Below are 15,163 nucleotides of genomic sequence, written 5' to 3' on the forward strand. Positions count from 1 at the left end.
TTAAAGAAGTTATTTTGTAGATGGCAAGTAGGTGCTAAATAAAGGAGTCATAGCAATGATAGAATTCAGTGATGTGGTAAAGACATATCAAGAAAAGCAAGTCGTTAATAAACTCAATTTAACCATTGCCTCAGGTGAATTTTTTGTTTTGGTTGGACCAAGCGGTAGTGGGAAAACGACGATTTTGAAAATGATTAACCGATTGATTTCCCAATCTGATGGTCAGATATTGATTGATGGGGTGGACACTAATCAGGTGGATAGGGCCAAGTTGAGAAAAAATATTGGTTATGTGTTACAGAATATTGCGCTTTTTCCAAATTTAACAATCAGTCAAAATGCCGGTATTTTATTAGAGGCACAAGGTATTAAACGAGAAAAACGACAAACATTGGTCAATGAATTGTTGGATAGAGTTGGCTTACCTCATGAGCAGTATAGTGATCGAATGCCTAGTGAACTATCAGGTGGTGAACAACAACGGGTCGGGATTGTCAGGGCGTTGATTACAAAACCAAGTATTATTTTAATGGATGAACCTTTTAGTGCATTGGACCCATTATCGCGCAAACAATTACAGGATCTTATTTTAGAGTTACATAAAGAATTTAAGCCAACGATTTTATTTGTTACTCATGATATGCAAGAAGCACTAAGATTGGGGACCAGAATTGGTGTACTTGTTAATGGACGTTTACAGCAAGTTGGGGATCCAAATACGGTGATTAATCAACCGGCTAATAAAATTGTGTCATCACTATTTAACAATCAACGGGTTACGTTGATTTCAGATTTAAAATCGGCAGGCTTATTTCATTTGTTAAAGCCAGATCAGGTGATTCAGGCGCCACATTTGTCGGAAACGCAGACAATTCAAGAATTAGCAATGGTTTTACGAGAATATCATCAAGTAATTATTGATCAGCAATATTTTGTTACTGCAGATGATTTGCTGCAGTATATCAGTCAACAGTAAAGGAGATTGCATGTTAAACGATTTGGTAAATTTACTGACAACGCAGTCAGGTGATATTTTTGTTGCGTTGCGTGAACATGTGTTACTTTCATTAGCAGCCATTCTCATCGCAGCTGCAATTGCTGTGCCACTGGCAATCACCTTAATGAATCATCGCCGAGCAGGTGAGCTAGTTTTACAGATAGCGGGTGTTATTCAAACGATTCCTAGTTTAGCTGTTTTAGGGGCATTGATTCCATTTGTCGGTATTGGTACAGTGCCAGCAATAATTGCTTTAGTTTTATATGCAATTATGCCTATTTTTCAAAACACTTATGCTGGTTTAACTGAAATTGATCCAAACTTAACTGAAGCGACCGAAGCATTTGGTTTTTCGCGTCCATTTAAGTTATTCAAAATTCAGTTACCTCTAGCTATGCCAATGATTTTATCAGGTTTAAGAATTGCAACAGTTATGGTAATTGGTACGGCTACACTAGCTGCCTTGATTGGTGGCGGTGGCCTTGGGACTTTTATCATGATTGGTATACAAACGAATGATAATGCACAATTACTGCTAGGTGCAATTTTGTCAGCTTTGTTGGCGCTAATCTTTTCTTGGGGGATTAAGTTGATTGGGAAACTTTCCTTAAAAAAAATTGGTATTCTGTTAACTAGTCTTGTTGCTATTGGCGGTATTTACATCGGTAGTCAAGCAATTTTACAACCAAAAGGCACAATCACGATTGCCGGTAAGTTGGGTGGCGAACCAGAAATTTTAATCAATATGTATAAAGAGCTTATTGAAGCAGATAACCCGCGTTTAGATGTTAAATTGAAGCCAAATTTTGGTGGGACGACCTTTATTTACAAAGCCTTAAAAGGTGGTGATATTGATATCTATCCAGAATTTACAGGAACCGTTCTACAATCGTTGGTAAAAGGGGAACATGTCAGCCACCAACCTACACAAGCTTTTAAAGATGCGCAGCGTGCAATAAAAAAACAAGATAATCTCACATATCTAGCGCCTATGAAATATCAAAACACATATGCATTGGCCGTTCGACAATCAGATGCGAAAAAGTATCATTTAAAAACGACGAGTGATTTAGCCAAATTGTCACCTCAATTAACGGCTGGTTTTGATCATGATTTTTATGAACTGAAAGATTCGTATCCAGGTATGAAACAGGCATATCAATTACAATTTAAAAAAGTTACCAGCATGTCATCAAATTTACGTTATAAAGCTTTAGTAAATAAACAAATTGATGTTACTGATGCTTATACGACGGATCCACAGTTAAAAGCATACAAGCTGGTGGCTTTGAAAGATGATCGGAAATATTTTCCACCTTTCCAAGGAGCACCATTGGTTAGAACGGCAATCCTAAAGAAATACCCAAGTATTCAAAAAAGTTTAGCTCGGCTAGATGGAGAGATAACCAATAAGGACATGATTGAGATGAACTATCAGGTAACTGTACAACATAAACAGGCTAATGAGGTAGCCCACCAATACCTAGTAAAACATCATTTATTAAAGTAGTATTGAGTTTTTTGCATAATTTAATATGTTGATGCAACATAAAACTGTTAGAATAATAGTACTATTCAAAAGGAGTGTGGGTATGTTTGAACATTGGATGGTATTGATAGTGGAGTTTGTGTTCATAATTAACACACTGGCTGCTATTTTAACCGTTTTTAGAGATCGCTATCGTGATATTACAGCAATTTGGGCATGGATGTTGGTTTTGCTATTATTTCCAATCGTTGGATTTTTAATTTATTTTCTGTTTGGTCGAAAGTTGTCGGGAAATCATATTTTCACGATGCAGACACAACAAATCATGGGTATTGATCGAATCGCGGCAAATCAGCAACAAGAAGTACTGTCGGTAGCGGATCCCGAACATTTTGTTGAAGAACAATCGTTTATTAGATTGTTCTTACAGAATGAACAAGCAATTTTTACAAATCAAAATGAAGTTGATATTTTAACAGACGGTCATGACATGTTCGAAAAATTATTTTCAGACATTCGTGCTGCAAAACATCATATAAATATTGAGTTTTATACTATTTATAATGACAAAATTGGGAATGAACTGGTTGATTTACTGACTGAAAGAGCTAAGGCAGGTATTCGGGTTCGTGTCATTTTTGATTCGTGGGGATCAGGTGGAAAGAATGCAAAACTATACAAGCGATTACGATCAGTTGGTGGACAGGTTGAAGCATTTTTAATGCCAAGATGGCATCTCTTTTCGTTACACGTTAATAATCATGACCACCGTAAATTAGTAATTATTGACGGAAATATTGGTTATATTGGCGGGTTCAATGTGGGTGATCAATATCTTGGTCGTTTAAAAAAGTTCGGGTATTGGCGCGATACACAACTCCGCGTAGTTGGTGATGGTGTTTTAGCCATGCAGAGCCGCTTTTTCACTGATTGGAACGCCACGACAAAAAATGAAAAATTGGAGTTTAGTGAAAATTACTTTCCATCAACGAATGCAAGCGGGGATGTTGCGATGCAAGTCGTCTCTTCAGGTCCTGATTCTGATACAAGGCAAATTTATCAAGGTTATTTGCGGATGATTTCGATGGCGCGTGAAAGCATCACGATTCAATCGCCATATTTTATTCCGAATTCAGCTATTATGGATGCAATTGAGGTTGCTGCCAGATCTGGTGTGAGAGTAAGGGTGATGATTCCATCAAAACCAGACCATATGTTTGTTTATCGTGCAACTGAGTATTATGCTAGCGTCCTTGCGCAGGAGGGTATTGAAGTTTATGCTTACGATAAAGGATTCCTGCACGCTAAGACAATTGTGATAGATGATAAAATCGTAACCGTTGGTAGCGCGAATATGGATATCCGTTCTTTTGCATTGAATTTTGAGGTGAACGCCTTTTTGTATAGCCAGAGTTTGGCATTAAAAATGAATAATATTTTTGAACACGATTTGGCAGATGCAACCTTATTGACGCCAAAGTATTTTGCAAAGCAATCAGGGTGGTTAAGATTTAAGCAATTTTTCTCAAGATTATTAACACCTATTTTATAAATTATAAGTAACAAAAAGACAGAACATTTCATCATGTGTTCTGTCTTTTTTCTTATTGATGTTTGATAAATTATGCTGGTTGATTCAAATCATTTTTACGACTAAAGAAACTAACTAGTAGGAAGAAGATACCCAACAAGTCTGTATAAACACCTAAAATAATTTGCATATCATGGGTTGAGTAACCGGTAAATAATACTAGGAATAGTCCTAGAAAAAGACCGATTGCACCAATCACTAAACCAACGAGACGTTGCCAGCCAATTAATAACTCGGGTACCCAAGTTTGGGCTAAATTACTCGTAGCATTGAATAGAATCCAAAATCCGAATACCAAGCCAATAAAATCTTTTGCAACATCTTGCCGAAATAGGAGAACTAACCCCATGACAGTACTCAACAAAGCACTCATTAAGTGTGAACCACGTAAGTAGGTACTGTGACCAAATAGTAAAATATCAATTAGCGCAATAAAAATCGAAAATAGTCCAAATAGAATTGATACCGCTAATAACCATTCAGGGTTAAAGACAAAAGCAAAAATTCCTAAGATAATTGAGATAACACCTGCGGCAGCTAACAGTTTACGCACGAAGTATGAAATAATTGGCTTTTGTGGGTGCTGTTGTTGTTCTGAACGTCTTTGAGGATTCTTCTCACCATCGACATCAGGTTGTTGAACTTCTGGCAAATTATTCATTGCAAAGCCTCCTTATAGTTTGAGTTGTTTAAATTGAGTGTAATTGAAAATAGAGTAAAATACAATTGAAGACTAATTTAAAATAAAAAATATTAGATATTTATAAAAAAAGGAAATATAAAAGATGATTGAGATTATTATTCTCCTTGTATTATTGGCATTATTTGGTTATACCCGATATCGTCAGAAAAAGTTTGATAAATCAGTTGATCAAAAAGCAAAAGAATTAACTGATAAATTAAAGGATAAGAATGACCATTAGTGGCACTACCATGATGATAAGAATACTTGTATAATAGTATGGACAGAAAATACAAAGAACAGGAGCGCAATAATGAATATAGAAGAAATGCAGGCGCGCCAAAAACATATACGAAATTTTAGTATTGTTGCTCATATTGATCATGGGAAGTCAACGATTTCAGATCGTATTTTGGAAGCGACACATACGGTTACCGAACGAGAAATGCAAGATCAATTGCTAGATACAATGGATTTGGAACGTGAACGTGGTATCACGATCAAAATGAACGCAGTTGAGGTCCATTATCATGCTAATGATGGCGAAGATTACATTTTTCATTTAGTTGATACACCAGGTCACGTGGATTTTTCTTATGAAGTATCTCGCTCATTAGCAGCAGCTGATGGTGCAATTCTGGTTGTTGATGCCGCCCAAGGCGTTGAGGCGCAAACGTTAGCAAATGTTTATTTAGCTATTGAAAATGATTTGGAAATTTTACCAGTCATTAATAAAATAGATTTACCAGCAGCTGATCCTGAAGCTGTTCGTAAAGAAATTGAAGATGTCATTGGTATTGATGCATCTGACGCCGTGTTAGCATCAGCCAAAAAGGGTATTGGTATTCCAGAGCTTCTGGAAAAGATTGTGATGGATATCCCAGCACCTGAGGGGGACCTTGAAACGCCTTTGCAGGCACTGATTTTTGACTCAGCTTATGACTCATATAAAGGCGTTATTTTAACCATTCGGGTGAAGACTGGTGTATTGCAGCCAGGCGATAAAATTAAATTTATGAACTCTGGTGCAGAATATGAAGTAACTGAAGTTGGTGTTAATTCGCCAACACCAATCAAACGTGATTTCTTAATGGCTGGTGATATTGGTTATGTTGCTGCATCAATTAAAAATATTCGTGACGCTCGTCCGGGAGATACAATCACTCATTTGAAACGACCAGCAGCAGAACCTTTGCCCGGATATCAACCAATGACGCCAATGGTTTATTCTGGATTATATCCAACTGACAATGCAAAATATAATGATTTGCGTGATGCCTTAGAAAAATTGCAGTTAAATGATGCCTCGCTGGAATTTGAACCAGAAACATCACAAGCACTTGGCTTTGGCTTCCGTACGGGATTCTTAGGGCTACTTCATATGGATGTGATTCAAGAACGGTTGGAACGTGAATTCGATCTAGACCTGATTACAACTGCACCATCGGTAACCTATCATGCTTTTACAACAGATGGTGAAATGGTGGAGGTTGCGAATCCATCTGAGCTACCAGATGTTTCAGAAATTAAATCAATCGAAGAACCATTCGTACACGCACAAATTATGGTACCAAATGATTATGTGGGTGCTGTAATGGAGCTTGCGCAGTCAAAACGTGGTGAATTTGATACCATGGATTACTTGGATGAAAATCGGGTTAATGTTAAGTATTACATGCCATTGTCTGAAATTATCTTTGACTTCTTTGATAAATTGAAGTCAAGTACACGTGGTTACGCTTCATTAGATTATGAAGTTTCGGGTTATCGACAATCTGAACTAGTTAAGATCGACATTTTATTGAATGGCGATAAAGTGGATGCATTGAGTTTCATTGTGCATCGTGATTTTGCACAAGATCGTTCACGCGTTATCACGAAAAAGTTAAAGGAAATTATTCCACGACGAAACTTTGAAATTCCAGTTCAGGCTGCCATTGGATCAAAAATTGTTGCGCGGTCAACAATTAAAGCCTACCGTAAGGACGTGACTTCTCGTATCCATACAGGAGATCCAGATCGTCGTGCAAAGCTATTGGATAAGCAGAAACGTGGTAAGAAACGAATGAAGGCGGTGGGAACAGTTGAAGTACCACAGGAAGCTTTCATGGCAGTTCTTAAGACAGATGAAGAATAACCACGCTAATCATAGAATTAGCCAATTTTCGATTGCTTTTCAGTTAAAAACTATCATTTTATAGTTTTTTATGTTAATATATTCTAGTTAAATAAACTGACTCTGGTTTTTAGAAAACTAGGGCGATAAGGAGAAAATAATGAAGGCTGATATTCATCCAGATTACCACCAAGTGGTTTTCGTTGACTCAACTACTGGTTACAAGTTCTTGTCAGGTTCTACTCGTACAACTGATGAGACTATCGAATTTGAAGGTGCTACTTACCCAATGATTCGTGTTGAAATTACTTCAGATTCACACCCATTCTACACTGGTAAGCAAAAGTTTATGACTGCAGATGGTGCTGTTGATAAGTTCAATAAGAAATACGGACTTGCTTAATCGCAAATTCCTACAAATGCCGTTGCATAGCGCTAAATGCCTATGCGACGGTTTTTTTGCATTGAGGTTGACAAAGACATAATCGATGCGTAAAATAGCGGATATTGGTAGGATACTTCATTGTATGTCAGAGAAGCTACGGGAGCTGTGAGTAGCGCAGGTGGAGTAACTGAACTATTTGAAACAGTTAAATAAACTTAAGAGAGTTGATCTGCAGTGACCAACTAATTTTTGGGTGGTACCGCGGAAAAAATTTCGTCCCAGTGATAGGTGAAAAAACTTGTCACTGGGATTTTTTTATGCAGAGAGGAGCAAAAGACAATGGGGTACTAAAGCATACCGGGCATGTTGGAGGACTTAGTCGTTATCAATTATCAACTTGTTTAGGAATAACATAGTAAAACAAAAATTTATTTCATTTTTTAGAGGAGAAGATAGATATGATTAAACCAATGACATTTAAACAAAGTTTTACAGTATTATTAGTATTAATTTTCATTTTTAGTTGGAGTATTCTTGGGTTTGGTTTATCCCCCAATGTACCATTAGTTATTAGTATTATTGTTGTGATGGTGTTTGCTAGGATTCGTAGAACAACTTGGCAGACAATTCAAGATCAATTATTAGACGGGATTAAAACCGCACTGGCACCATTATTCCTATTTTTACTAATTGGTATGTTGATTGGTTTATGGATGGGAACCAATACCATTCCCTCCTTATTGTGGGTCGGTTTGAAGATTGCCAATGTACAGTGGTTCTTGCCAAGCGCGCTATTGATCATGGCATTGATGGGTACAATGATTGGATCTGCTTTCACGACATTGGCAACGGTTGGGGTAGCATTAATGGGAGTTGGCACAGCCATTGGACTTGATCCGGGTGTTGTAGCTGGTGCAGTGTTATCGGGAGCAATCTTTGGTGATAAAAGTTCACCATTATCAGATTCAACAAATCTGGCATCGTCGATTGCGGGCACGGACTTATTCGCACATATTAAGAATATGATGTGGACGACAATTCCGGCGTTAGTGGGGTCATTAGTGATTTTTACTATAATAAATCAACAACAGACGATTAAGGGGAGTGTGAATGATTTACAAAAATTAGCGGGATTATTATCACCTACTTGGTGGTCAGTCATTCCAATTGCATTATTATTTATTATGGCATGGCGACATATTCCAGCAATCCCAACGTTATTGGTCAATATCGCTGTGACTGGTATGATGTTTATGGTGAACCATAATCTACAACAATTGGCAGATGTCATTATGAATGGCTCGAAAACCACGATTCATAATGAATTATTAGCAGCATTATTGAATCGTGGAGGTATGCTTTTTATGATGCCCACGGTCATTATTATTATGTTGGCATTAGCATTAGGTGGGTTATTAACAGAACAAGGTGTCTTAAAATCAGTGATGACACCATTGGTTAATCGTATTAAAACGAAAGCTGGTGTGATTACAGGGACGTTAGTGACTGGTATTTCCGCTAATTTTTTAATTGGCGAACAATACTTAGCGACTATTTTACCTGGACAGCTTTGGCATGATACGTTTACTCGCTTAAATATCAATCGATTGACGCTAGGAAGAACGTTGGAAGATTCAGGTACAGTTATTAATTATTTGGTACCTTGGGGTGTGGCAGGAAGCTTTACTGCACAAACCTTGGGCGTTTCGGTAACAACATTTGCACCGTTTACATTTTTTGCCCTGTTATCACCAATCTGCTCATTAATAAGTGCATGGACAGGTATTGGTCAACTTAACGCTGATGATGAATAGCTTGCCATGCAAGTTGGTGGGCACCATGGTTTTGTTTTTCTGGTAGCCATGTCGCAATGATTAGGTGATAACGGTCATAATAAGTTAGTAACTGGGCTAATTGTGGACCAAAATGTTTTGCATAGCGTTTATGGATACTATCGATAACAATTTTGGCATCTGCATAATACATGATCGTATCAGATTCATTGCTGAGGGTGGCTAAAACCTGAAAAGCCCAAATGGCGGCTGCAAATTCAGCCTCGTGATTTGACATGGTTCCTAGATAGCGATGCTGTTGAATTTGTTGACCATTATATAGAATGACAAGTCCAGCACCACTATTTCCAGGATTACCTTGACTAGCTGCATCTGAGTAAACTTTGATTAACATGACAAGTACCTCCAATTTCATTATACTAGACGGTAAGGACATTCTCAGATGATTTACGAACGATTTGATTATTTGGTAAATCAGAAAGGACATAAGAATGAAAGGATATTATCAACCAGCTGGCCTGATCGGCTGGGTTAACTGGCTGTGGATTCTAATGATTGCCTTGTTTGGTCTCATTATGCAATTAGAGGTAACACACCTTAATGTTTGGACATACGGGGCAGTAGCAGCCTTTATTGTTATTGCATTATTAACTTACTTTAGACGAAGAGTTGCACTAACCAAAGAAGCCCTGTGGATATTGCCTATGTTTGGAGTGCATACGGATAAGTTCCGCTTTTCTGAAATGGCACATGTGCAATTTACGAAACGAACAATTTTATTTAGTTACGATGGTGAGCGCTATAGCTTTTGGATGAATCGTCGCTTTTTAAACAACTTAAAAAAAGAAATTGAAGGACAAACAAATGACTGAGGAATCACTAATAATTACAGACCAAGAAGGCCGTTTGGATAAAGTTGTTGCAGAGGCATTCACGGATTACACACGAACACAAATGTCGAAATGGATCGATGATGGTATTTTGACAGTTAATGGAGAAACTAAGAAGGCGAAGTATAAAGTGCATGCTGGTGACGTGATTTCATTTGTTGAACCAGAACCGGTTGTTTTGGATATTAAGCCAGAAGATTTGCCTTTGGATATTGTCTACGAAGATGATGATTTATTGGTTGTGAACAAGCCCCAGGGGATGGTGGTCCATCCTGCTGCTGGGCATCCAAATGGTACGTTAGTTAATGCATTGATGTATCATACTGAATTGTCATCAATTAATGGGGTTATTCGGCCAGGAATTGTTCACCGCATTGATAAAGATACATCAGGATTACTGATGGTAGCCAAAAATGATCAAGCGCACGAAGCCTTATCTGCCGATTTAAAAAACAAGAAAAACCTACGTCAATATTATGCGCTAGTGCATGGTGAGTTTTCTGAGAATAAGGGAACCATTAAAGCACCATTGGGACGTTCAAAGACAGACCGTAAGAAACAGGCAGTGATTGCCGGTGGTCGTGATGCAGTTACTCATTTTGAAGTCGTGAAGAGATATGTTGGTTATACTTTGTTACGAGTAACTCTAGAAACAGGGCGCACACATCAAATTCGTGTACATATGGCCTATATCGGTCATCCAGTGGCTGGCGATCCCTTGTATGGTCCAAAGAAGACGTTGGCTGGTAATGGTCAATTCTTACATGCTGCAACATTGGGACTAACACAACCAACAACTAAAAAAGAATTAACATTTGAAGCACCTTTACCACCATATTTTGTCGAAACATTAGCACAATTACAGCCATATGCAGAAGAAAGCAACTGATAGTACGCAAATAACGTTGAACATGCTAAAATAGTTTTAGATAAACTAAATGAAAATTGTAACTTTCTTAAAGTAATCCTGTGAGGTTATTAGGAGGTAGCGTGGTAAACATAATGAACGAGACGTTACCCTTTTTAGAAGAGGTAATGTCTCTTTTTATTTATTAATTGAAATCAACTAGAGAAAAGGAATAAATTATGGCAAAAGAAATTGTTGACGCAATGGCAATGCAGCGAGCACTCACAAGAATTACATATGAGATTATCGAAAAAAATAAGGGTGTGGCCAATCTTGTGATTGTTGGCATCAAGACACGTGGCGTCTTTATTGGTCAACGTATTGCAGAACGCCTGCAACAATTAGAAGGTGCAATAATTCCCGTTATACCTCTTGATATTACGCATTATCGTGATGACGATACAGATGGTACTGGTGAAAAATCATCATTTAATGTTGATATTGATAATAAACGAATTATTTTAGTTGATGATGTCCTTTATACTGGGCGCACAATTCGTGCTGCCTTAGATGCCATTATGGACAATGGACGACCAGCGGCCGTTAATTTAGCAGTTTTAGTTGATCGAGGACATCGTGAGTTACCAATCCGAGCTGATTTTGTGGGCAAAAATATTCCAACAGCAACTTCTGAAAAAATTCGTGTAAACATGAAAGAATTTGATGGTCTGGATGGTATAGAAATTCGTTAATTTTTCAAGGGGTTAGACGGGAAGGAGGGATCGTTTAGCAAAACTGTTAAACGAGATCTACGTCATGACAACACGTTATTTAATTTTACAAGATGGCACTGTATATGCTGGTGAAGCTTTTGGGGCACCTGCAACAACTTTTGGTGAATTAGTTTTTAATACGGCAATGACTGGTTATCAAGAAATTATTACTAATCCAATTTATTATAATCAAATTGTGATGTTCACTGCGCCAACGATTGGGGCGGCCGGCATTAATCATTATGCGGATGAATCGATCGTGCCAGCAGTAAAAGGGGTCGTTGTACGTGAAATTGCAGAAATTTCGACCAATCGATTACAAGCACTTAGCTTAAATGATTACTTAAAAAGACATAATATTCCGGGAATTTCACAAATTGATACGCGCGCATTGACACGTCATTTACGAGAAACAGGTGTGCAGAAGGCATCAATCGTTGATCAACCGGATGACCATGCTTTTGATCAGTTACGGGCAATGGTGTTAACAAATCAACAAATTGCACAGATTTCTACGCCCAAAGCATATGCTAATCCTGGGCGTGGCGCAAATGTTGTTGTACTGGATTTTGGGCTTAAAAGTGGTATTTTGCGGATGCTCAGTGATTTTGATGCAAATGTTACAGTATTGCCTTTTTCTGCCACAATCGATGAAGTTGCTAATCTTGATCCAGATGGGATTGTTATTTCATCTGGACCGGGTGATCCAGCACAAGTTCCTGAAACAGCATTAGATATTATTCGCGAGTTTGAGAAACGCGTACCATTATTTGGAATTGGTTTAGGTCATGAATTATTTGCAATAGCTAATGGTGCTAAGATCGGTGAACTTGCATCAGCCCACCATGGGATGAATCATCCTATTCGTGAGCAGATTACCAAAGATATTATGTTTGCTACCCAAGGTCAGGCATATTATGTGGATAGTGAGTCGATTAAGGACACACCTTTATTTGTAACACATATTGATATTACCGATAACCAGATTCAAGGGTTGCGGCATCGAGATTATCCAGCATTTAGTGTACAATTTTTTCCAGATGCGGCACCAGGACCATTAGAAGAGACTCAGGCATTTGCTGAGTTTATGGAAATGGTGATGGCACGTCGAGGAGGTGGAACGATATGACAGAACGAGTCTTAATCATTGGTGGTTCTGCTAACGATTTTGGCCGAGAAACTGAGGGTGATGTTGCTGCTTATCAGGTTGTTCATGCCCTTAAGCAATATGGCCATGAAGTGGTGGTTGTCGATGACAATCCATACTCTTTTACTAGTGCACGTCATGATATTCAAGTTATTGAACAAACATTGACAGTTGAAAACCTAATTAAAATTATTAATGATGAGCATATCACAGCGATGATTACTTCAGTTGGTGGTTCAACAGCGATTCGCCTGGGGGCAGATATTCTTAAACTAATGGGGAATGGTGCCCCAACAGTCTTGGGTTTATCGTTGCCAGTGATGCAAGCAACCCAGAATACAAAATATTTACATGAACGTTTGACTCAGTTAAAAATTCCAACAGTACAGTCACGACTTGCTAGTAATTTGAATGAAATTTTTGATGCAGCTAGAGATTTTGAGTTACCTGTTGTTATTCGGCCAGTTGCGCCAATGGGTCAGACATTGCGATTACAGGTTGAAGATACAGATGATTTACAAGAGGCAGCAGAAACAGCGCTTAGTCGCTCAATTACCCACCAAGTGAATATTGACAAGAGTATTCGTGGCTATCAAGAAATTTCTATGTTAGTTATTCGCGATAAAAGTGATTCAACAATTTTAATCGGTGGTGTTGAGGATATGGATCCAGTTGGGATTCATTCAGCGGATTCAATTGCCATTACACCAATTCAAACATTACCTGATCCTGTGTACCAAAAATTACGTGCAGCGGCATTTACAGTCATTCGGGGGTTTGATGTTGTGGGCTTATTAGAAGTCCGTTTTGCTGTTGATCCAAAGAATAATGAGTATACCATTACCCGCGTGACACCTTATTTTGATCGGACAGCCGCGTTATTAGTTGCGGCAACAGGTTATCCATTGGTGCCAGTGGTTATTCGACTAATGCTGGGTGAGAATCTTGAGGATGTTAAAACACCAGTTATCGGGGCTAATCATACAGCATTATTGGAACCAACGATGGATCATATTGTGATTCGTTTTCCTATTTTTTCATTTGGTGATTTTGAGTCAAATGGTGTGAAAACAGAGCATCGCCTGAATACAGTACAAAAGTCAGTTGGTGCAACGATGGGTGTTGGACGAAGCGTTGAGGAAGCCTTAGAGAAGGCTATTCGTGCTGCACATTTTAATAACCGAAATTTCTCACCAACTGTGATGAATGCGTTAACAGATAACGAAATAATTGAACAGTTGATTCATCCCCGGGATAACCGTATTTTTGTGTTGATGGAAGCATTGCGAAGAGGATATACAGTTGATGAATTGGCAGAATTAACAAAAATTAATGCTTTTTACTTCTATAAATTAGATCAGATTAATAAATTGGAAGAAACTGTAAAAAATAACGCTTGGCAAACGGATGTTTTAAAATTGGCAAAGTATTACGGCTTGTCAGATGGATTGATTGCCCGTTTGTGGCATGCAAAGTTTGAGGAAATCCGTCGTTATCGATGGGATAACGGTATTTTACCAACATTTAAGGCGTTCGAACCATCAGCAGGTGAATTCGAAGAGGCAGCTAATCAGTATTATTCAACCTTTGAATCCGAAAATGAAAGTAATCGGTTGGGACGACGGTCGGTATTGGTTATTGGTTCTGGTGGATTCCGCCTTGGAGATGGTGCAGCAGCGTCTTATGTAATGGCAATGGTTGCTAAGGAGCTTCAAAATCAAAATATTGATACAATTCTTATGAATAACAATCCAACGGATTTAATGTTTATGTCACAGTTGGGTAGTAAAAAATATTATGAGCCATTAGAAATTTCTGATGTCATGAACGTGATTGAAATCGAACAGCCAACCCAAGTGTTTGTCCCTGGTAATCGAATCAAATTGATCAATAGTTTACGCCAGAATGGGATTAGCGTTCAGGTGATTGCTAAAGAAAAATATTTACCAAGTAGTATGAAAGATGATTTGCCACACATTGTGATTAATTATTTTTACGATGGGCAAACGATTTACTTAATTGGTTTAGGATATCAAAGTAATCAAGGAATCATTTTAGATCAATCGTTAATGTCAGAAGAATTATGGGGAAAGTTACCACGACCACAAATGAGTTCTGAGACACCAGGGTTGTATCAACTGATCATTAATCCATTACCAAGTTATGATGAAAATCCAGCAATGATTGTACGACCAATGCCGTTTACAATGGTTGCTTTCCTAGATAAGGTTACAGGCATAGACTGGTTACGATTGGTAATTCGTTATATGCTAAATCGGCAAACCTATGCAGAACAACAATTTTTAGCACAATTAAAGTCGCTGACTTGGCGAGTTCCCAAAGCACAACTTGAGTATTGGGATGCTGATTTTGCTGAACATATGGAAATTAATGAAGAATTAGACAATGGTCGTTATGCGATTGGGGCAACTTACCGTATAATTTAAGTATCA

Annotated in this window: 14 protein-coding genes; 12 read left to right on the plus strand and 2 right to left on the minus strand. The window is 38.1% G+C overall.

Going from position 1 to position 15,163, the window contains the following annotated elements; all coding sequences use genetic code 11:
* Window positions 1-55: 55 nt before the first annotated feature.
* The 3 genes from ACQ4QH_RS02660 to cls all read left to right on the plus strand — a co-directional run bounded on the left by ACQ4QH_RS02660 (window position 56) and on the right by cls (window position 4,038).
* The gene (locus ACQ4QH_RS02660) at window positions 56-976 is read left to right on the plus strand and encodes an ATP-binding cassette domain-containing protein (RefSeq protein WP_439819188.1); all 921 of its coding nucleotides are present in this window, start codon (window positions 56-58) and stop codon (window positions 974-976) included.
* Window positions 977-986: 10 nt separating this feature from the next.
* Window positions 987-2,507, plus strand: a complete 1,521-nt coding sequence (locus ACQ4QH_RS02665; RefSeq protein ID WP_439819189.1) for an ABC transporter permease/substrate-binding protein — start codon at window positions 987-989, stop codon at window positions 2,505-2,507.
* A gap of 82 nt (window positions 2,508-2,589) precedes the next feature.
* On the plus strand, window positions 2,590-4,038 hold the full coding sequence (gene cls / locus ACQ4QH_RS02670) for a cardiolipin synthase (RefSeq protein WP_439819190.1): 1,449 nt from the start codon (window positions 2,590-2,592) through the stop codon (window positions 4,036-4,038).
* A gap of 70 nt (window positions 4,039-4,108) precedes the next feature.
* Here cls and ACQ4QH_RS02675 read toward each other — a convergent pair whose 3' ends face one another.
* Window positions 4,109-4,738, minus strand: coding sequence for a DUF308 domain-containing protein (locus tag ACQ4QH_RS02675; RefSeq protein WP_439819191.1), 630 nt, complete (start codon window positions 4,736-4,738; stop codon window positions 4,109-4,111).
* A 124-nt stretch (window positions 4,739-4,862) separates the two neighbouring features.
* Between ACQ4QH_RS02675 and ACQ4QH_RS02680 the strand changes: the two genes are divergently transcribed.
* From ACQ4QH_RS02680 to ACQ4QH_RS02695, 4 genes are all read left to right on the plus strand, one after another.
* Entirely contained in the window at window positions 4,863-5,000 is a 138-nt protein-coding gene (locus tag ACQ4QH_RS02680) for a hypothetical protein (protein WP_439819192.1), read from the plus strand.
* A gap of 72 nt (window positions 5,001-5,072) precedes the next feature.
* A complete protein-coding gene (gene lepA / locus ACQ4QH_RS02685; protein WP_439819193.1) occupies window positions 5,073-6,896 on the plus strand; it encodes a translation elongation factor 4 in 1,824 nt (607 codons plus the stop codon).
* Between the two features lie 139 nt (window positions 6,897-7,035).
* Window positions 7,036-7,278 carry a type B 50S ribosomal protein L31 gene (locus ACQ4QH_RS02690; protein WP_002827614.1) on the plus strand — a complete coding sequence of 81 codons (243 nt, stop codon included), beginning with the start codon at window positions 7,036-7,038 and terminating at the stop codon, window positions 7,276-7,278.
* 440 nt (window positions 7,279-7,718) lie between these two features.
* Entirely contained in the window at window positions 7,719-9,074 is a 1,356-nt protein-coding gene (locus ACQ4QH_RS02695) for a Na+/H+ antiporter NhaC family protein (RefSeq protein WP_439819194.1), read from the plus strand.
* Here ACQ4QH_RS02695 and ACQ4QH_RS02700 read toward each other — a convergent pair.
* Window positions 9,055-9,447: a ribonuclease HI family protein gene (locus tag ACQ4QH_RS02700; RefSeq protein ID WP_439819195.1), complete on the minus strand. Its 393-nt coding sequence runs from the start codon at window positions 9,445-9,447 to the stop codon at window positions 9,055-9,057. The two genes, ACQ4QH_RS02695 and ACQ4QH_RS02700, sit on opposite strands and share 20 nt — an antisense overlap.
* A gap of 97 nt (window positions 9,448-9,544) precedes the next feature.
* On the opposite strand from ACQ4QH_RS02700, the gene ACQ4QH_RS02705 reads away from it, so the two are divergent.
* The 5 genes from ACQ4QH_RS02705 to ACQ4QH_RS02725 all read left to right on the plus strand — a co-directional run bounded on the left by ACQ4QH_RS02705 (window position 9,545) and on the right by ACQ4QH_RS02725 (window position 15,157).
* Window positions 9,545-9,925 carry an EbsA family protein gene (locus ACQ4QH_RS02705; protein WP_436585394.1) on the plus strand — a complete coding sequence of 127 codons (381 nt, stop codon included), beginning with the start codon at window positions 9,545-9,547 and terminating at the stop codon, window positions 9,923-9,925.
* On the plus strand, window positions 9,918-10,832 hold the full coding sequence (locus ACQ4QH_RS02710; RefSeq protein ID WP_439819196.1) for an RluA family pseudouridine synthase: 915 nt from the start codon (window positions 9,918-9,920) through the stop codon (window positions 10,830-10,832). Before ACQ4QH_RS02705 ends, ACQ4QH_RS02710 begins: the two co-directional genes overlap by 8 nt.
* 197 nt (window positions 10,833-11,029) lie before the next feature.
* Complete coding sequence (gene pyrR / locus ACQ4QH_RS02715) at window positions 11,030-11,542, plus strand: bifunctional pyr operon transcriptional regulator/uracil phosphoribosyltransferase PyrR (protein WP_439819197.1); 513 nt, start codon at window positions 11,030-11,032, stop codon at window positions 11,540-11,542.
* A gap of 64 nt (window positions 11,543-11,606) precedes the next feature.
* Window positions 11,607-12,692 carry a carbamoyl phosphate synthase small subunit gene (locus ACQ4QH_RS02720; protein WP_439819198.1) on the plus strand — a complete coding sequence of 362 codons (1,086 nt, stop codon included), beginning with the start codon at window positions 11,607-11,609 and terminating at the stop codon, window positions 12,690-12,692.
* Window positions 12,689-15,157, plus strand: coding sequence for an ATP-grasp domain-containing protein (locus ACQ4QH_RS02725; protein ID WP_439819199.1), 2,469 nt, complete (start codon window positions 12,689-12,691; stop codon window positions 15,155-15,157). The genes ACQ4QH_RS02720 and ACQ4QH_RS02725 overlap by 4 nt, the downstream gene beginning before the upstream one ends.
* Window positions 15,158-15,163 lie beyond the last annotated feature (6 nt).

The sequence above is a fragment of the Weissella paramesenteroides genome (assembly GCF_051903945.1).
Lineage (GTDB): Bacteria > Bacillota > Bacilli > Lactobacillales > Lactobacillaceae > Weissella > Weissella paramesenteroides_A.